Source organism: Streptomyces sp. NPDC090025 (assembly GCF_044748125.1).
In the GTDB taxonomy this organism is placed as follows: domain Bacteria; phylum Actinomycetota; class Actinomycetes; order Streptomycetales; family Streptomycetaceae; genus Streptomyces.
Genome location: NZ_JBIVFL010000001.1, coordinates 301,490 through 317,908, shown reverse-complemented (window position 1 = coordinate 317,908; position 16,419 = coordinate 301,490). Strand labels below are relative to the sequence as shown.

Here is a 16,419-nt window from a genome sequence, read left to right as displayed (position 1 = left end):
GGGGGGGGGGGGGGGGGGCGCCCGGGGCGGCCGCCCCCGCCGCCCGCCCCCCCCCCCCCCCCCCCCCCCCCCCCCCCCCCCCCCCCCCCCACTCCGACCCCGACCCCCTCCCCGCCGTCGGTCAGCCGCCCAGCGCCTCGTCCAGGAGGCGGGACCACTGCGCCACGACCCGTTCCCGCCGCGCCCGGTCATCGGTGAGCAGGGTCGCGAGGCCGAGGCCCCGGGCCATGTCCAGAAGCCCCTGTACGGATTCGCGGACGCCCGGCCGGGACTCGTCCGCGCCGAGCAGCTCGACGGCGATCCGATGCGCCTCACGCCCCACCCGCGCCTCCAGCTCGGTGACCCGCGGCCGCAGCTGCTCCTCGTCGGAGGCGGCGACCCACAGGTGCAGCGCGGCCCGGAACAGCGGCCCGGTGTAGAGGTCGACGAGGCCCGCGACGACGGTCGGCCGGTCGGTGGTGGGCAGCTCGCGCAGCGCCTGGGAGCGTTCCTCGGCGACGTACTCGACGGCGGCGGTGAACAGGTCCTCGCGGGTCGGGAAGTGGTGCTGGGCGGCGCCCCGGGACACCCCGGCGCGCTCGGCGACGACGGCGACGGTGGAGCCCGCCCAGCCGCGCTCGGCGAGGCAGGCCACGGCGGCCTCCAGGAGCCGCTGCCGGGTGGCCCGGCTGCGGTCCTGCTTGGGCCCGGCGGTCCGGGACCCGGGCGCGGGCGAGGTCGCGGGGCTGGGCGAGGTCGCGGGGCTGGGCGAGGTCGCGGGGCTGGGCGGGGGCTGGGTGCCGTTGCCGGTCACAGGCGCCACGTGGGGTCCCGTCGTTCGAGGAAGGCCGTCATCCCTTCACGCGCCTCGGCGGAGGCGAACAGCGACGCGGCCAGCTGGACCAGCTCTTCCGCGTCGCGTTCGAAGGTCTCCAGGAGCCTAGCCGTGACCAGCCGCTTTGCCGCCCGCAGGCCCTGCGGGGAGCCCTGCCGCAGCCCGTCGAGGACGGCTTCGCGCTCGTCGAGGGAGGCCGTGACGAGGCCCATCGCGCGGGCCTGTTCGGTGCCGAACCGCTCGCCGGTGAGGTAGTGGCGGGCGGCGGCGCGCGGTTCGAGGCGGGGCAGCAGGGTCAGCGAGATGACGGCGGGGGCGACGCCGATGCGGACCTCGGTGAGCGCGAAGTCGGAGTCGTCGGAGGCGAGCACGATGTCGCAGGCGCCGAGGAGCCCGAGGCCGCCCGCGCGGGCGTGGCCGTCGACGACGCCGACGACGGGTTTGGGCAGTTCGACGATCTGCCGGAGGAGGTCGACGAAGGCGTACGGGCCGGGCGGCGCCTTGAGGTCGGCGCCGGCGCTGAAGGTGCTGCCGGTATGGGTGAGCACGACGGCGCGGACGGCCGGGTCCTTGCCGCAGGCGGCGAGCGCGTCGACGAGCGCGGCGAGCAGCGGGGCGGAGAGCGCGTTGCGGGTGGCGGGGGAGTCGAGGGTGAGGGTGCTGATCCCCCGGTCGGTGGCGACGGTCACCAGGCTCATGTGCGGTTCCTCAGTTCCCGGCGCAGGATCTTGCCCGACGCCGCTCGGGGCACGGTGTCGACGAACTCCACCTGCCGGATCTTCTTGTACGGGGCGACCCGCTCGGCGACGTACGCCATGATGTCGCTCCCGCTGAGCCCGGGCGCGGCGGGCTGCCGTACGACGAACGCCTTGGGGACCTCGTTGCCGTCGCCGTCGACGACGCCGATGACGGCGGCGTCGGCGATGCCTTCGTGGGTGAGGAGGAGGGCTTCCAGTTCGGCGGGCGGGACTTGGAAGCCCTTGTACTTGATGAGTTCCTTGACGCGGTCGACGACGTACAGCCAGCCGTCGGCGTCGACGCGGCCGATGTCGCCGGTGTGCAGCCAGCCGTCGGCGTCGATCATGGCGGCGGTGGCCTCGGGCCGCCCGAGGTAGCCCTTCATGACCTGCGGCCCCCGGATGACGATCTCCCCCTCGGAGCCGCCTTCTTGGCCGTCCAGGGGAAGGAGCCGCATCTCGGTGCCGGGCAGCAGCTTGCCGACGGTGCCGGGCGGCGGGTTCTCGGCGTCGAGCGGGACGAGGTGGGTGGCGGGGGACAGCTCGGTCATGCCGTACGCCTGGAGCACCGGGGGCAGTCCGAGCCGGGCCGAACAGGCGGCGGCGAGCGCGGAGTCGAGCGGGGCGGCGGAGCAGACGATGTACCGCAGCGAGGACAGGTCGTAGTCGGCGACGGCGGGGTGCTTGGCGAGCGCGAGGACGATCGGCGGGGCGACGTAGAGGGCGTTGATGCGGTGCTTCTCGATGGCGGCGAGGAAGCCGTCGAGCTCGAAGCGCGGCAGCACGACGACGGCGGCGCCGTGCCGCAGCGGGGCGTTCATCAGCGCCGTGAGCCCGTACACGTGAAAGAAGGGCAGGACGGCCAGGATCCGGTCGCCGGGGCCCATCGGCATCAGAGGCTCAAGCTGGGTGAGGTTGGTGGCGATGGAGGTGTGGGTGAGCATCACGCCCTTGGGAACCCCGGTGGTGCCGGAGGAGTACGGCAGGGCGGCGACGTCCGTGTCCGGATCGATCTCCACCTCCGGCGCCTGGTCGACCGCCAACCCCAGAAACCCCCGCAACGACCGCACCCCGGACCCCTCGGGCGCCGCGTCACAGACGAAGATCTCCCGTACGCCCCCGGCGAGTTCGGCCGCCGCCCGGGCGACCGCGAGCAGCGGCGAAACGGTGACGATCCAGCTCGCCGCCGAGTCCCGCAACTGCTTCGCGAACTCCTCGGCCGTAGCCAGCGGATGCACGGTGGTCACCGCCGCCCCGGCCCGCGTCGCCGCGTAGAACGCCACGGGAAACAGCACGGTGTTGGGACTGTGCAGCGCGACCACGTCCCCCTTCCCGACCCCGGCCCCGGCAAGCCCGGCGGCCACCGCCCGGTGGAACGCGTCCAGTTGCCCGTACGTGAGCGTCAGCGCCCCCTCCCCGCCGGTACCGTCGATCAGCGCGGGCAACTCCCCGAACTCGGCGGCCCGCCCGAGCACGACGTCGTGAATGGGCTGGGAGACGACCGGAACATCCGCGTACTCGCTGTGAAAGACCATGCGCGCGTGCCCCCTGCTGGATGGGTGACGTACGGAGTGGGGAGACTTTTTCAGCAGCCGGAGAAACAATCAAGCACGCCTGCATGATTCTCCGCCCAAAGGCGGCTTCGGAGACAGGCCGACGGCCCGCCCCCGTGGAGGGGACGGGCCGCACGGTTCACTTCCGACGACTTCTACAGGCGGCCGTCGCGCACCGCTCCGACGAGCGCGCCGAGGGCGCCGAAGCTCAGCAGCAGCGCCGGGCCGGTCGGCACCTTGCTGTCGCGCACCGCGACGACCCGGCCGGTCGCGTCGACGACACCGCACTCGACGCACTGCGCCCCGGTGTCGGAGAACGACGACTTCCACCAGGTCACGGGCAGGGCGGAGGCGTCACCGATGTGGTTCATAGGGAGTTCCTTATCTCTGTGATCAGTTCCGCCGAGTGCTCGACGGATTCAGCGGCGGAGGTGAGCCGCTGCATCGCGTCCCGGTACATGGAGACGTGCTCGCGCTCCTCGACGTACAGGGCGGCGGTCAGCGCCTCGGTGTGCACGACGTCGAGATCGGGGTGATCGCCGAAGCCGAGGATCGAGAAGCTGCTCAACTGGCCGACGTGGGGCGGCGCGTCGGATCTCAGCACCTGGACGTTCACGTTCGGCCGCGCGCCCATCGACAGCAGTCGGCCGAGTTGTTCGTACATGACGGCAGGGTCCGCCGTCCGCGTGCGCAGGGCGCCCTCGGCCAGGATGGCCCACAGCGTGAGGGGTTGTTCCCGCGTGAGGATCGACTGCCGCGCGAGCCGGACCTCGACGAGAGCGTCGATTCTTGCCTCGACCGCGTCCGACATGGCGGTCGCACGGATGATCTCCCGCGCGTATTCAGCGGTGTGCAGCAACCCTGGAATGGCTCCGAGTTGCCACGTGGAGAACGAACTCGCGTCAGCCTCCAGGCTGATCAGATCCTCGTACACCGGCGTGAGCACCCCGCGATACGACTGCCACCAGCCGCGCTGCCCGCCCTCGCGGGTCAGCGTGAGCAACGCCTTGCGCAGCTCATCGCTCACCTCGGCGCCCAGTGAGGAGAGAACGTCGAGGAGAGCGTCGACGTCCTTCGCCTTGGGTGCGTTCTTGGCGTTCTCGAACCGGCTGATCCGGGACACGGTGAAGACACCGGAGGACGCTCCGGCCACCTCCTCCAAGGTCCGACTTCCGCGCAGCGCACGAAGTGTGGCGCCGAGCCTGCGCCGGCGCACGGTAGGCGCACTCACACTGTCCCCTCCCTGCTCGCCTGTCGCGCGGCCAGTCTGCCGTGCGGTGTCGACGCATGTCATCTGCCTCATCGCCACGGGAGACCAGCCACCTCCATGCGTGCAAATTTCTACGATCGAGTGAATCTGCTTGCACGAAGAGTAGTTGGGCGAGCACTCTGAATCCACGAAGCGCGTCAGCGCTCTCGCTGGCGTCGCGACCACTCGCGCGGACCAGCACCTGCGTCCGAAGGGATTCGCATGGCTGCCATGCTTCCTCAACGCTTAGGAACGCCTCTCCACCCGGCTCCCGCCGCCCCGCCCGCACAGCGGACGTTCGGCAGCTCCCCCGAAACCGCAAGGGCTGCACGGGAGTACGTCCGCGAAGTCGTCAATCTCGCGGACCCCCCGTTCGCTCTCGACCGGGTGAGCGACCTCCAGCTCGTCACCTCGGAGCTGGTCACCAATGCCGTCCGGTACGGGACCGAGCCGGGCGACTCGATCCTCGTCACGGTGTCCACCGGCCCGCGTCACGTCCGCGTCGAGGTGCACGACCCGACCCGCCGCCGCCCCCGGCGCCGACCGGATTCCGATGAACGTGCCCGTGGCCGGGGCCTGTTCGTCGTCGAAGCCCTTGCCCGGAGCTGGGGCGTGGACGACCGCCCGATGGGCAAGGTCGTCTGGGCGGTGATCTCGTGGTAGCGGCCATGCCCGTACCCCACCTGCCGGGACCCGGCGGCGTGCATCCGGGCCGCGCCCGGGCCTCCGTACGCGAGCTCTACGAACGCCCACTGCTCGACGTACGCGATCTCACGGCACCGCTTCTGGTCCTGCCGACGACGCCGGACCACGGGCTTCCCGGAGCCGTCGCCCTGTTCGACGTCCCTGCCACCGTGAGCAGGTGGCGCACGCTCGGACTGCGCGGCCTGAAGCTGTTCGCGTACGGGGAGGACAGGTCTCCGACCGCCCGTGAAGCACTGAGCGAACGGAACCTGATGGTGCGGGCCATCCGCTCGATCAGATCCGCCGTACCCGACATGGTCGTCACCACCGAGGTGTGCGGGTGCGCCTGGACCTCCCACGGCGAGTGCGTGATCGTCGACCGGGACGGCAGCCCCGATCTGGCCGCCTCCTACGCACTGATGGCGCGGATGGCCGTCCTGCACGCCGAGGCGGGAGCCGACGCGGTCAGCCCCACCGCCATGCTCGACGGATCGGTCCACGCCGTCAGATCGGCCCTGACGGACAGCGGACATGTCGCCGTCGGTGTCTGTCCGAACATCGCGCTCCACACGGAGTTGTACGGGCCGTTCAAGAGTCTGATGGCGACGAACCCGGCACGTGGGCACCGCCGCAGCCTCCAGCTCGCAGCACATCAAGCTCCGCGGCAGGCCCTCGCGCAAGCGCGGCTGTGGGAGACGGAGGGCGCGGACAGCCTCTGCCTCCAGCCGGCCCTGACCGCCGTGGACGTGCTCACGGCCCTGCGTCCCGCGACGGACCGGCCGATCATCGCCTATTCGACGAGCGGTGAGTACGCCGTGCTCAGGGCGCTGGGACCGCGCGGGGCCGCCGAATACCTCGGGTCGCTCAAGCGGGCCGGAGCGGACCTCGTCCTGACCTTCGCGGCAGAGGACGTCGCGCGCCACCTGGGAGACGAACGTGCACCCCTTGGATGACACCCCCGGCCGCCTGCCCCGCCCACTCGTCGGCATCCTCGCCGAAGCCGCACGGATCGGCTTCGCCATGTCCTGCGAGCACCGCACCGGCGCCCTCCTGTCGACCCTCGCCGCCGCCAAGCGGGGCGGTCTCATCGTGGAACTCGGCACGGGGATCGGGGCCGGGACGGCCTGGCTGCTCGATGGCATGGACGCCGACGCCCGGCTCGTCACGGTCGAGGCCGACTCCGGACGCCAGGCGGTGGCGCGTCGGCACATCGGCGACGACCCTCGGGTCGCGTTCGTTCACGATGACGCCGAACGCTGGCTCCGCACGTACGAGGGACCGAGATTCGACCTTGCTTTCGTGGACTGCCGCCCAGGGAAGTTCACCGGCCTCGACCGCCTGGTGCGGCTCCTACGGCCGGGCGCTCTCTACGTCGGGGACGACCTCAACCCACAGCCGACCTGGCCCGATGACCACCAAGCGCGCGTGGACCGGTTCCTCCGCGAGATGCCCCGGCACACGAGAATGCGTTGGACCTTGATGGACTGGGCCTCCGGCCTCGCCGTCGCGGCGCGTCTCGGCGACGAGCCGTACCCCGGCTAGGACTACCGTGGCCCCATGGCACAGGACTTCATCCGGATCGGCACCCGCTCCTCACCGATGGCGCTCGCCCAAGTCGCCCGTCTGCGCACGGAACTGAGCGCGGCACGACCGGACGTGAGAAGCGAGGTCGTCGACTTCACCACGTCGGGAGACCGCTGGTCCGGGGCGTTGTCGCAGCTCGGCGGCAAGGGGGCGTTCACCCGGGAGCTGGACCAGGCGCTGCTGGCCGGGGACATCGACGTCGCCGTGCACTGCGTGAAGGACGTGCCCGGCGACGTGCCGGTCGCACGGGGGACGGTGTTCGCCGCCTACCTTCGGCGCGACAGCCTGCACGACGCCCTGGTGGAGCCGGGCGGGCGGACACTCGACCGGCTTCCCCCGAACGCCGTCGTCGGAACCTCGTCCGTCCGACGCGTCGCACAGCTCGCCCGCACCCACCCCCACCTGGCGACCAGGCCGATCCGGGGCAACGCCAACACCCGACTGGCGAAGCTGGACGCCGGGGAGTACGACGCCCTGCTGCTCGCCGTGTCAGGGCTGGAGCGCATCGGCGAGGCGGGACGCATCACCGAGGTGCTTTCGCTGGAGACGATGATGCCCGCCGTCGGATCGGGAACGCTCGTCCTCCAATGCCGGGAGGACGACGCCGCCGTACGGGACGTCCTCGCCCCGCTCGGCCATCCCGACACCCACCGCGAGACCGAGGCCGAACGCACCCTGCTGCACTGCCTCCAGGGGCATTGCAACTCCCCGATCGCCGCCTTCGCCCGGACCGAGCCCGACGGCCGGATCAGCCTGCGGGCCCGCGTGTTCTCCCTCGACGGGAAGGACGTCGTGGACGCGCACGAATGGGGCCGCCACGCCCAGGCCCTCGGCACGTCCGTGGCGGCCACCCTGATCAGGGACGGAGCCCTGGAGATCATCCGAGCCATCCCGCATTGACCGCTCCCCCGATACCCCCCCCGGGGAGCGGGGCCCGCTCAGTACGACTTCGGCAGCCCCAGCGTCTGGTGCGACACGAAGTTCAGGATCATCTCCCGGCTCACCGGGGCGATCCTCGCCACCCGGGCCGCCGTGATCAGGCGGGCCAGGCCGAATTCGCGGGTCAGGCCGTTGCCGCCGAGGGTGTGGACGGATTGGTCGACGGCCTTCACGCAGGCTTCGGCGGCGGCGTACTTGGCCATGTTCGCGGCCTCGCCCGCGCCCGCGTCGTCGCCCGCGTCGTACAGGGCGGCGGCCTTGCGCATCATCAGGCGGGCCAGTTCGAGTTCGATGTGGGACTGGGCGAGGGGGTGGGCGATGGCCTGGTGGGCGCCGATCGGGGTCTTCCAGACCTGGCGGTCCTTCGCGTACTGGACGGCCTGGGCGAGGGCGAAGCGGCCCATGCCGATCGCGAAGGCGGCGGTCATCACCCGTTCCGGGTTGAGACCCGCGAAGAGCTGGAGGAGGCCCGCGTCCTCGTCGCCGACGAGGGCGTCGGCGGGCAGGTGGACGTCGTCGAGAGTCAGCTCGAACTGCTTCTCGTTCGCGGCGAGTTCCATGTCGATCTGGTGGCGGCCGAAGCCCGGGGTGTCGCGCGGGACGATGAAGAGGCACGCCTTCAGGTTGCCCGTGCGGGCGTCGGAGGTGCGGCCGACGATCAGGGTGGCGTCCGCGATGTCGACGCCCGAGACGAAGACCTTCCGGCCGTTGAGGACCCAGCCGTCCTCGGTACGGGTGGCCGTGGTGGTGATCCGGTGGGAGTTGGAGCCCGCGTCCGGCTCCGTGATGCCGAACGCCATCGTGCGGCTGCCGTCCGCGAGGCCCGGCAGCCAGGCGCGCTTCTGCTCCTCGGTACCGAAGCGGGCGATGACCGTGCCGCAGATCGCCGGGGACACCACCATCATCAGGAGCGGCGCGCCCGCCGCGCCCGCCTCCTCCAGGACAATGGACAGCTCGGTGAGGCCGCCGCCCCCGCCGCCGTACTCCTCGGGCAGGTTCACGCCCAGGTAGCCGAGCTTCCCGGCCTCCGCCCACAGGGCGGCCCGGTCGAAGCCGGGGCCGTGGCGGTGGCCGAGGGCGGCGACGGCGGCCCGGAGCGCGGTGTGTTCCGCCGATTCGATGAGGGTGCTCATGCGGGATCTGCCTCCTGGGCTGCGGTCGTACGGTCGGCTGAGGACGAGGTACCGGTTCAGGACGAGATGTCGGATGACGGGCGAGGAGCTCTCGGCCTAGGACGAGGAGTCGGCTGAGGACGAGGTGTCGTCCGGCTGGACCACGGCGAGCAGGGCACCGACCTCGACCTGGCGGCCGACGACGGCGTGGAGCGCGGTGAGCGTGCCGGCGGCGGGTGCGACGACCCGGTGCTCCATCTTCATGGCCTCCAGCCAGAGCAACGGCTGTCCGGCCTCGACCCGGGCCCCGTCCGCCAGCCCCTCGGCGACCCGCACCACGGTGCCCGGCATCGGCGCCAACAGCGAGCCGGGGGCGCGCTGTTCGGCCGGGTCGGTGAAGCGGGGGCGGGCGGTCAGCCTGTGCGGGTCGACGTGGACGACCCCGTCCGGGTAGCGGGTGACGTCGAAGTCCCGTACGACTCCGGCGACTTCGAGCCGGACCCGGTCGGGCGCGGCGGCGACGACGGTGACCGGAGCGATCCCGGCCGGTGCGGTGACCTCGTACCCGCCCTCCCGGGTCGGCCGGTAGCGGACCTCGTGGGTGGCGGAGCCGATGCCGTACGTCCGCGACTCGTCCTGCGACCGCAGGTTGCGCCAACCGCCGCCGAACCGGCCCCGGTTGGCCGCCGCCTCGGCGAGCGCCGCCGCCACCGCCGCGAGCCCGGCGGATTCGGCGGATTGGGCGGATTGGGCGGATTGGGCGGATCCTGAGGGCCCCGAGGCGGCGGACGTCAGCGCGTCCAGATGGACGTCGTAGAAGCCGGTGCCGAGCCGCGTCGGATCCGTGAAGTCCGGGTGGCGCAACGACCCGACCAGCAGGTCCCGGTTGATGGCGGGACCGTGCAGCCGGGTCCGCTCCAGGACCCGGGCGAGCTTGCGGACCGCCTCGGCCCGGGTCGGCGCGTGGGCGACGACCTTCGCGAGCATGGCGTCGTAGTGGACGCCGACGGCGTCGCCCGACGCGTACCCGCTGTCGACCCGCACTCCGGGCCCGGCCGGGAACTCGACCACCCGCAGCGGCCCGGTCTGCGGCGTCCAGCCGCCCGCCGGGTCCTCGGCGTACAGCCGGGCCTCGACGGCGTGCCCGCGCGGCTCCGGCGGTCCGACGGCGGGCAGCGGGCGGCCCTCGGCGACGGCGAGTTGGAGCGCGACCAGGTCGATCCCGTACACCTCCTCGGTCACCGGGTGCTCGACCTGGAGCCGGGTGTTCATCTCCAGGAAGTGCGCGCGGCCGTCCGCCACCAGGAACTCGACCGTGCCCGCGCCGACGTACCCGACGGCCTTCGCCGCCGCCGCGGACCGCTCGTACAACGACTCGGCGAGGCCGGGCGGCAGACCGGGCGCCGGGGCCTCCTCGATGACCTTCTGGTGGCGGCGCTGGAGCGAGCAGTCCCGGGTGCCGAGCGTCCACACCGCGCCGTGCGCGTCCGCGAGGACCTGCACCTCGACGTGCCGCCCGTTCTCCACGTACGGCTCGACGAACACCTCGCCGTCCCCGAACGCGCTCAGCGCCTCCGCCGACGCCGCCGCCAACTCGCCCTCAAGGGCTTGCAGTTCGCGGACGATCCGCATGCCGCGCCCACCGCCGCCCGCCGCCGCCTTCACCAGGACGGGCAGATCAGCCTCGGTCACCTCGGCGGCCGACAGCGGTGCCACGCCCAGGAGTTCCTTGGCGCGCGTCTTCGACGCCATCGCCTCGATCGCGGCCGGCGGCGGCCCGATCCACACCAGGCCCGCCTCGGTCACCGCCCGGGCGAAGGCCGCGTTCTCGGACAGGAAGCCGTAGCCCGGGTGGACGGCGTCGGCGCCCGCCGCGAGCGCGGCCGCCACCACCAGATCGCCGCGCAGATACGTCTCCGCGGGCGTCGCCCCCGGCAGCCGTACCGCCGCGTCCGCCTCCCGTACGTGCAACGCGTCGGCGTCCGCGTCCGAGAACACGGCGACCGTGGCGATGCCCAGGTCGCGGCAGGTACGGAAGACCCGGCAGGCGATCTCGCCCCGGTTCGCCACGAGGACAGAAGTGATCACGCGAACAGCCCTCACCTTTCGAAGTCACCAGCGGAAGTCATGAGCGGGGGGGGCACCTGCGCAGGTCGTATGCGCAGGTCGTGTGCGCAGGTCGAGTGCGCAGGTCGAGTGCGCAGGTCGAGTGCGCAGGTCACATGCGGAAGACGCCGAAGCCGCCGCGCGCGCCCTCGACCGGTGCCGTGTGGATCGCCGACAGGCACAGCCCCAGGACCGTACGGGTGTCCCGCGGGTCGATCACCCCGTCGTCGTAGAGCCGCCCGGACAGGAACATCGGCAGCGACTCGCTCTCGATCTGCGCCTCCACCATCGCGCGCAGCCCCGCGTCCGCCTCGTCGTCGTACGGCTGCCCCTTCGCCGCCGCGCTCGCCCGCGCGACGATCGAGAGCACCCCGGCGAGCTGCTGCGGGCCCATGACGGCCGACTTGGCGCTCGGCCAGGCGAAGAGGAAGCGCGGGTCGTACGCCCGGCCGCACATGCCGTAGTGCCCGGCCCCGTACGACGCGCCCATCAGCACCGACAGGTGCGGCACCCGGGAGTTCGACACCGCGTTGATCATCATCGCGCCGTGCTTGATGATGCCGCCCTGCTCGTACTCCTTGCCGACCATGTAGCCGGTGGTGTTGTGCAGGAACAGGAGCGGGATGTCCCGCTGGTTGGCGAGCTGGATGAACTGCGCCGCCTTCTGCGACTCGGCCGAGAACAGCACGCCCTGCGCGTTGGCGAGGATGCCGACCGGATAGCCGTGCAGCCGCGCCCACCCCGTCACCAGGCTCGGCCCGTACAGCGGTTTGAACTCGTCGAAGTCGGATCCGTCGACGAGCCGCGCGATCACCTCACGCGGGTCGAACGGGGTCTTCAGGTCGCCCGGCACGATCCCGAGCAGTTCCTCCGCCGGATACTTCGGCGGCTCGACGGCGGCGTCCGGTGACGGATCGGCGTGCGCCTTGCGGTGGTTGAGCCGGGCGACGATCCGCCGGGCCTGGCGCAGCGCGTCGGCCTCGTCCACCGCGTAGTGGTCGGCGAGCCCCGAGGTACGGGCGTGCATCTCGGCACCGCCCAGCGACTCGTCGTCACTCTCCTCGCCGGTCGCCATCTTCACCAGCGGCGGGCCGCCCAGGAAGACCTTCGACCGCTCCTTGATCATCACCGTGTGGTCGGACATGCCGGGCACGTACGCGCCGCCCGCCGTCGAGTTGCCGAACACCACCGCGATCGTCGGGATCCCGGCCGCCGAGAGCCGCGTCAGGTCGCGGAACAGCGCACCGCCCGGGATGAAGATCTCCTTCTGCGAGGGCAGATCGGCACCGCCGGACTCGACCAGCGAGATCACCGGCAGCCGGTTGGCGAACGCGATCTCGTTGGCGCGCAGCGCCTTGCGCAGCGTCCACGGGTTCGACGCGCCGCCGCGCACGGTCGGGTCGTTGGCGGTGATCAGGCACTCGACGCCCTCGACCACCCCGATCCCGGTGACGATCGACGCGCCGACCGGATAGTCGCTGCCCCAGGCCGCCAGCGGCGACAGCTCCAGGAACGGCGAGTCCTGGTCGACGAGCAGCTCGATCCGCTCCCGGGCGAGCAGCTTGCCGCGCTTACGGTGCCGGGCGAGGTACTTCTCGCCGCCGCCCGCGAGGGCCTTGGCGTGCTCGGCGTCGAGCGCGGTGAGCTTGTCCAGCATGGCGGCGCGGTGGGCCGCGTGGTCGGGTCCGCCGGTGTCGAGGGCGGAGGCGAGGACGGTCACAGCAGTTCCTCCGGTACGACGGTCACGGTGGCTTCCGGGTCGGCGGCTTGCGGGTCGGCGGCGGCGGTCACAGGAGTTCCTCCGGTACGTCGAGCAGCCGCGAGCGCAGCCATTCGCCAAGTGCCTTGGCCTGGGGGTCGAAACGGGCCTGCGAGGCGACTCCCTCGCCGAGGATCCCGGTGATCGTGAAGTTCAGGGCTCGAAGCCCGGGCAGCACATGCCGCACGATCTCCAACTCCCTCACTTCCGGGAGGAGTTCGCGGACCTTGTCGACGGTCAGGGTGTGCGCGAGCCAGCGCCACTCCGCCTCGGTCCGCACCCACACCCCGACATTGGCGTCCCCGCCCTTGTCGCCGCTGCGCGCGCCCGCGATCCGCCCGAGCGGCGCCCGCCGGACGGCGCCGGGCGGCAGGGGCTGCGGCAACTCCGGTTCCGGTACGGGTTCCAGGGCCCGGAAGTCGTCCGGTACGGGCACGTCGACGCGGGTCCCGTCGGGCAGCACCGCGATGTGCGGCACCTCGCCGGCCGGCACGTACGCCGTCTCGAACACCCCGTACGGGGCGCCCTTTCCGGGTGGCGCGGTGACGTGGAAGCCGGGGTAGCTGGCGAGGGCGAGTTCGATGGCGGCGCCGGTGAGGGCGCGGCCGACGGCGTCCTGGTCCGGGTCGCGGACGACGAGCCGGAGCAGGGCGCTGGCGGTCTCCTCGGTGTCCGCGTCCGCCCGGTCGGTCCTGGCCAGCTCCCAACGCACGTCGGACGGGCGGGACTTGGCGTCGGCGAACGCGTCCTCGATCTGGTCCTGGACGAGCCGGGCCTTGGCCTCGATGTCGAGTCCGGTGAGCACGAACACGACCTCGTTGCGGAAGCCGCCGAGCCGGGCCCTGCCGACCTTCAGCGTGGGCGGCGGCGCCTCGCCCCGCACCCCGGCGATCCGGACCCGGTCGGGCCCGTCCTGGCCGAGCCGTACGGAGTCGAGCCGGGCGGTGACATCGGGCCCGGCGTAGCGGGCGCCGCCCGTCTCGTACAGGAGCTGCGCGGTGACGGTGCCGGTGGTGACGGCGCCGCCCGTACCGGGGTGCTTGGTGATCACGGCGGAGCCGTCGGCGGCGAGTTCGGCGAGCGGGAAGCCGGGGCGGCGCACGCCGAGCCCGGGCTCGGTGAAGAAGGCGTAGTTGCCGCCGGTGGCCTGGGTGCCGCACTCCAGGACGTGGCCGGTGACGACGGCGCCGGCGAGCTTGTCGTACCAGTCGGGGTCGGTCCGCTCCCAGCCGAAGAACCACTGCGCGGGCCCGGTGACGAGAGCGGCGTCGGTGACCCGGCCGGTGACGACGACATCCGCCCCGGCGGCCAGGCAGGCGGCGATGCCGCCGCCGCCGAGGTAGGCGTTCGCGGCGAGCGCGCCGCCCGCCGCCGCGGCGGTCGGGGGCAGCCGGTCGCCCTCGACGTGCGCGATCCTGGCGGGGACGCCGAGCCGGTCGGCGAGCGTACGGAGCGCGTCGGCGAGCCCGGCGGGGTTGAGGCCGCCCGCGTTGGCGACGATCCGGGTGCCGCGCTCGTGGGCGAGGCCGAGGGCCTGCTCCATCTGCCGCAGGAAGGTCTTGGCGTAGCCGGTGGAAGGGTCCTTGAGGAGGTCGCGGCCGAGGATGAGCATGGTGAGCTCGGCGAGGTAGTCGCCGGTGAGCACGTCGAGCGGCGGGTCCCCGTCCCGGCCGCCGGCCAGCATCTCGCGCATGGCGGAGAACCGGTCGCCGTAGAAGCCGGAGGCATTGCCGATGCGCAGGATCACGCCGTCTCCTCCCCCGGTGTCGTCTCCCCCGGTTTCGTCTCGCCCTCCGCCGTCCCGCCCTCCGCCGCCTTCGGGGCGCGGCCGGGGCCCGCCGGGCCCGCGAACGCCTGCGCGATGGTCAGCCAGTGCTCGGCGTCGGCGCCGTGGGCGACGAGAGCTGTGTCGGTGAGGTGGCTCCGCTGGGTCACCAGGAGGCAGAAGTCGAGCGCGCTCCCGCTGACCGTCTGGGCGGCGCCCTCGGGGCCGTACGCCCAGAGCGAGCCGTCCGGCGCGACGAGTTCGACCCGGAACGGCTCGGCGGGCGGGGTCAGTCCGCGGACGAAGTACGCGTAGTCGCGGGCCCGCAGCCCGATCCAGGCGACGTGCCGCAGCCGCGCGGTCGGCGGCCGGACGACCCCGAGCGCGTCGGCCACGTCCTGGCCGTGCGCCCAGGTCTCCATCAGCCGCGCGGTGGCGAGCGAGGGGGCGCTCATGGCGGGCCCGTACCAGGGGAACCGGGTCCCGGCCGGAGCCGCCCGCAGCACCTCGTACAACCGCTCCCGCCCCTCCCGCCACCGCCGCAGCAGCTCCCCCGGCGCGAGCGCCGCGCCTTCCTCGGCGCCTTCGTCGACGAACCGGTCCGGCGCGGTGAGCGCCTTCTCGATCTCGACGGCGAAGCCCTCGGGGTCGGTGGCGGCGAGCAGCGCGGCGGCGTCGGTCCAGGCGAGGTGCGCGATCTGATGGGCGACCGTCCAACCGGCGGCGGGCGTGGGCGTCGCCCACCGCGCGTCGCTCAACTCGGCGACGAGCCGGTCGACTTCACGGCTCTCGGCACGCAGGTCGCTGAACACTCCGGCGGGGTCGGACACGGTGCGCTCCCCTCGGGGACGGGCGGGTCACGGACGTGCGTGAGGAGCATGGCAGCCGGGCGAGAAACAATCAAGCGTGCTTGCTTTGAATTCTGGACGGGCGGGGGCGGGCCCGACCCGGCCCGACGGGGACGGAGAACGCGTCGGGCCCAGGGGTGGCTGCCACCCCTGGGCCCGACGCGCGCACCCCCCTACTACTGGGCCCAGGGGGGCGTGACGGTGCTGCCGTCGGCCAGTACGGCCGTCAGCCCGACGCGGGTGGCGACCCACATCCGGGCGGGCTGGTCGGTGGTGTTGGCGACCCCGAGCGCGGAGCCCGCGGGGGCCACGGCCGCGTCTCCGACGCCGAGTTCGGCGCTCTCACCGTCGATGGTGAGCCGGAGGCGGCCGGAGAGGACACAGAAGGTCTCCTCCTCGCTGATCGTGTGGGTCGGCCCGACCATGCCGGCCGGGATCTCGACGCGCCAGGCGGCGAGGTCCCGGCTGCCGGTGGCCGGGCGGACGTAGGAGAAGAAACGGCCACCGTGGATCTCGTGCACGACGGCCTCGTCATTGCGGATGAACGGCATGCGCCGACCCCTCTCTCACTTCTCTCTCACTTCTCTCGATCTCTCGATCTAGACAAGCTCCTTGTCCAGATAGACAAGCGGATTGACGAGTTATAGTCAAGGCCATGGACGATGCCCTGGTTTTCTCCACCCTCGTGCTGGCCCTCTCCGGACAGCTGGTGCAGGAGATCCACACCCAGGTGGCACAGCAGGGATTCGACGACCTGCGCCCCGCGCACGGCTTCGCCTTCGCCCGCATCTCGGCGGGCGGCGCCACCACGGCCGACCTGGCCGGGCACCTGGGCGTGACCAAGCAGGCCGCCGCCCAGCTGGTCGAGGAACTGGTCCGCAAGGGCTATGTGGAGCGGCATCCGCACCCGCACGACGCCCGCGCCCGCCTCCTCGCGCTGACGGAGACCGGCTGGGCCGCCACCCGCGCCGCCGACCAGGCGGCCAGGGCCGCCGTCGCGCCGTGGCGGGAGGCCCTGGGCGAGGCGCGCTTCGGCGAACTCGTCGCCGACCTGACCCGCCTCGCCCCGCCGGGGCCGATCCGCCCCGCCTGGTGAGCCGACGGCCCACGGCCCACGGCCCACGGGTCAAGGACTCACCCCGGCATTAACTCGCTTTCCGTGGCGAGCCGGACGGCCGTAACGTCGCGTGCTCACGCCGCCGGGCCGTACGCCCGGGCCCGCACGACCGGGCCGTACGGCCGACGGGAACCCGGCAGGGGTCGGCAGGG

16 protein-coding genes are annotated in these 16,419 nt (G+C 72.8%); 5 read left to right on the top strand and 11 right to left on the bottom strand.

The genetic code is table 11. The features are described 5' to 3' along the window. Positions 1–121: 121 nt before the first annotated feature. From ACIPXM_RS01540 to ACIPXM_RS01520, 5 genes are all read right to left on the bottom strand, one after another. On the bottom strand, positions 122–793 hold the full coding sequence (locus ACIPXM_RS01540) for a TetR/AcrR family transcriptional regulator (protein WP_401652433.1): 672 nt from the start codon (positions 791–793) through the stop codon (positions 122–124). After that, positions 790–1,512, bottom strand: a complete 723-nt coding sequence (locus ACIPXM_RS01535) for an enoyl-CoA hydratase family protein (RefSeq protein WP_401650615.1) — start codon at positions 1,510–1,512, stop codon at positions 790–792. The genes ACIPXM_RS01540 and ACIPXM_RS01535 overlap by 4 nt, the downstream gene beginning before the upstream one ends. Further along, positions 1,509–3,086 (bottom strand): AMP-binding protein, encoded by a 1,578-nt coding sequence (locus ACIPXM_RS01530; protein ID WP_401650612.1) that lies wholly within the window; start codon positions 3,084–3,086, stop codon positions 1,509–1,511. Before ACIPXM_RS01530 ends, ACIPXM_RS01535 begins: the two co-directional genes overlap by 4 nt. Before the next feature lie 173 nt (positions 3,087–3,259). Continuing rightward, positions 3,260–3,475 carry a DUF397 domain-containing protein gene (locus tag ACIPXM_RS01525; RefSeq protein WP_401650610.1) on the bottom strand — a complete coding sequence of 72 codons (216 nt, stop codon included), beginning with the start codon at positions 3,473–3,475 and terminating at the stop codon, positions 3,260–3,262. Further along, on the bottom strand, positions 3,472–4,335 hold the full coding sequence (locus tag ACIPXM_RS01520; protein WP_401652431.1) for a Scr1 family TA system antitoxin-like transcriptional regulator: 864 nt from the start codon (positions 4,333–4,335) through the stop codon (positions 3,472–3,474). Before ACIPXM_RS01520 ends, ACIPXM_RS01525 begins: the two co-directional genes overlap by 4 nt. Before the next feature lie 240 nt (positions 4,336–4,575). Between ACIPXM_RS01520 and ACIPXM_RS01515 the strand changes: the two genes are divergently transcribed. From ACIPXM_RS01515 to hemC, 4 genes are read left to right on the top strand one after another with little or no spacing between them, the layout of a single operon-like run. Then, positions 4,576–5,016, top strand: coding sequence for an ATP-binding protein (locus tag ACIPXM_RS01515; protein WP_401650607.1), 441 nt, complete (start codon positions 4,576–4,578; stop codon positions 5,014–5,016). Between the two features lie 5 nt (positions 5,017–5,021). After that, positions 5,022–5,990, top strand: a complete 969-nt coding sequence (locus tag ACIPXM_RS01510; protein ID WP_401650604.1) for a hypothetical protein — start codon at positions 5,022–5,024, stop codon at positions 5,988–5,990. After that, positions 5,983–6,579, top strand: a complete 597-nt coding sequence (locus ACIPXM_RS01505; protein WP_401650602.1) for an O-methyltransferase — start codon at positions 5,983–5,985, stop codon at positions 6,577–6,579. The genes ACIPXM_RS01510 and ACIPXM_RS01505 overlap by 8 nt, the downstream gene beginning before the upstream one ends. 15 nt (positions 6,580–6,594) lie before the next feature. Continuing rightward, positions 6,595–7,521 (top strand): hydroxymethylbilane synthase, encoded by a 927-nt coding sequence (hemC, locus tag ACIPXM_RS01500; RefSeq protein ID WP_401650600.1) that lies wholly within the window; start codon positions 6,595–6,597, stop codon positions 7,519–7,521. A gap of 38 nt (positions 7,522–7,559) precedes the next feature. On the opposite strand, the gene ACIPXM_RS01495 is transcribed toward hemC, so the two are convergent. The 6 genes from ACIPXM_RS01495 to ACIPXM_RS01470 all read right to left on the bottom strand — a co-directional run bounded on the left by ACIPXM_RS01495 (position 7,560) and on the right by ACIPXM_RS01470 (position 15,701). Further along, positions 7,560–8,693: an acyl-CoA dehydrogenase family protein gene (locus tag ACIPXM_RS01495; protein WP_401650597.1), complete on the bottom strand. Its 1,134-nt coding sequence runs from the start codon at positions 8,691–8,693 to the stop codon at positions 7,560–7,562. Between the two features lie 96 nt (positions 8,694–8,789). After that, positions 8,790–10,760 carry a biotin carboxylase N-terminal domain-containing protein gene (locus ACIPXM_RS01490; RefSeq protein WP_401650594.1) on the bottom strand — a complete coding sequence of 657 codons (1,971 nt, stop codon included), beginning with the start codon at positions 10,758–10,760 and terminating at the stop codon, positions 8,790–8,792. Between the two features lie 130 nt (positions 10,761–10,890). Then, positions 10,891–12,498 carry an acyl-CoA carboxylase subunit beta gene (locus tag ACIPXM_RS01485; protein ID WP_401650591.1) on the bottom strand — a complete coding sequence of 536 codons (1,608 nt, stop codon included), beginning with the start codon at positions 12,496–12,498 and terminating at the stop codon, positions 10,891–10,893. A gap of 67 nt (positions 12,499–12,565) precedes the next feature. Then, positions 12,566–14,230 (bottom strand): acyclic terpene utilization AtuA family protein, encoded by a 1,665-nt coding sequence (locus ACIPXM_RS01480; RefSeq protein ID WP_401652429.1) that lies wholly within the window; start codon positions 14,228–14,230, stop codon positions 12,566–12,568. A 50-nt stretch (positions 14,231–14,280) separates the two neighbouring features. Next, the gene (locus tag ACIPXM_RS01475) at positions 14,281–15,132 is read right to left on the bottom strand and encodes a TIGR03084 family metal-binding protein (protein ID WP_401650588.1); all 852 of its coding nucleotides are present in this window, start codon (positions 15,130–15,132) and stop codon (positions 14,281–14,283) included. 194 nt (positions 15,133–15,326) lie between these two features. After that, the gene (locus ACIPXM_RS01470; protein WP_401650584.1) at positions 15,327–15,701 is read right to left on the bottom strand and encodes a cupin domain-containing protein; all 375 of its coding nucleotides are present in this window, start codon (positions 15,699–15,701) and stop codon (positions 15,327–15,329) included. Between the two features lie 104 nt (positions 15,702–15,805). On the opposite strand from ACIPXM_RS01470, the gene ACIPXM_RS01465 reads away from it, so the two are divergent. Further along, complete coding sequence (locus tag ACIPXM_RS01465) at positions 15,806–16,246, top strand: MarR family winged helix-turn-helix transcriptional regulator (RefSeq protein ID WP_401650581.1); 441 nt, start codon at positions 15,806–15,808, stop codon at positions 16,244–16,246. Positions 16,247–16,419: the final 173 nt, after the last annotated feature.

Bases quoted from the DNA above. Each gene is read 5' to 3' on its own strand.
- ACIPXM_RS01470 (WP_401650584.1), bottom strand. From the start codon at position 15,701: ATGCCGTTCATCCGCAATGACGAGGCCGTCGTGCACGAGATCCACGGT.
- ACIPXM_RS01465 (WP_401650581.1), top strand. From the start codon at position 15,806: ATGGACGATGCCCTGGTTTTCTCCACCCTCGTGCTGGCCCTCTCCGGA.
- ACIPXM_RS01480 (WP_401652429.1), bottom strand. From the start codon at position 14,230: ATGCGCGAGATGCTGGCCGGCGGCCGGGACGGGGACCCGCCGCTCGAC.
- ACIPXM_RS01530 (WP_401650612.1), bottom strand. From the start codon at position 3,086: ATGGTCTTTCACAGCGAGTACGCGGATGTTCCGGTCGTCTCCCAGCCC.
- ACIPXM_RS01525 (WP_401650610.1), bottom strand. From the start codon at position 3,475: ATGAACCACATCGGTGACGCCTCCGCCCTGCCCGTGACCTGGTGGAAG.
- ACIPXM_RS01495 (WP_401650597.1), bottom strand. From the start codon at position 8,693: ATGAGCACCCTCATCGAATCGGCGGAACACACCGCGCTCCGGGCCGCC.
- hemC (WP_401650600.1), top strand. From the start codon at position 6,595: ATGGCACAGGACTTCATCCGGATCGGCACCCGCTCCTCACCGATGGCG.
- ACIPXM_RS01535 (WP_401650615.1), bottom strand. From the start codon at position 1,512: ATGAGCCTGGTGACCGTCGCCACCGACCGGGGGATCAGCACCCTCACC.
- ACIPXM_RS01510 (WP_401650604.1), top strand. From the start codon at position 5,022: ATGCCCGTACCCCACCTGCCGGGACCCGGCGGCGTGCATCCGGGCCGC.
- ACIPXM_RS01515 (WP_401650607.1), top strand. From the start codon at position 4,576: ATGGCTGCCATGCTTCCTCAACGCTTAGGAACGCCTCTCCACCCGGCT.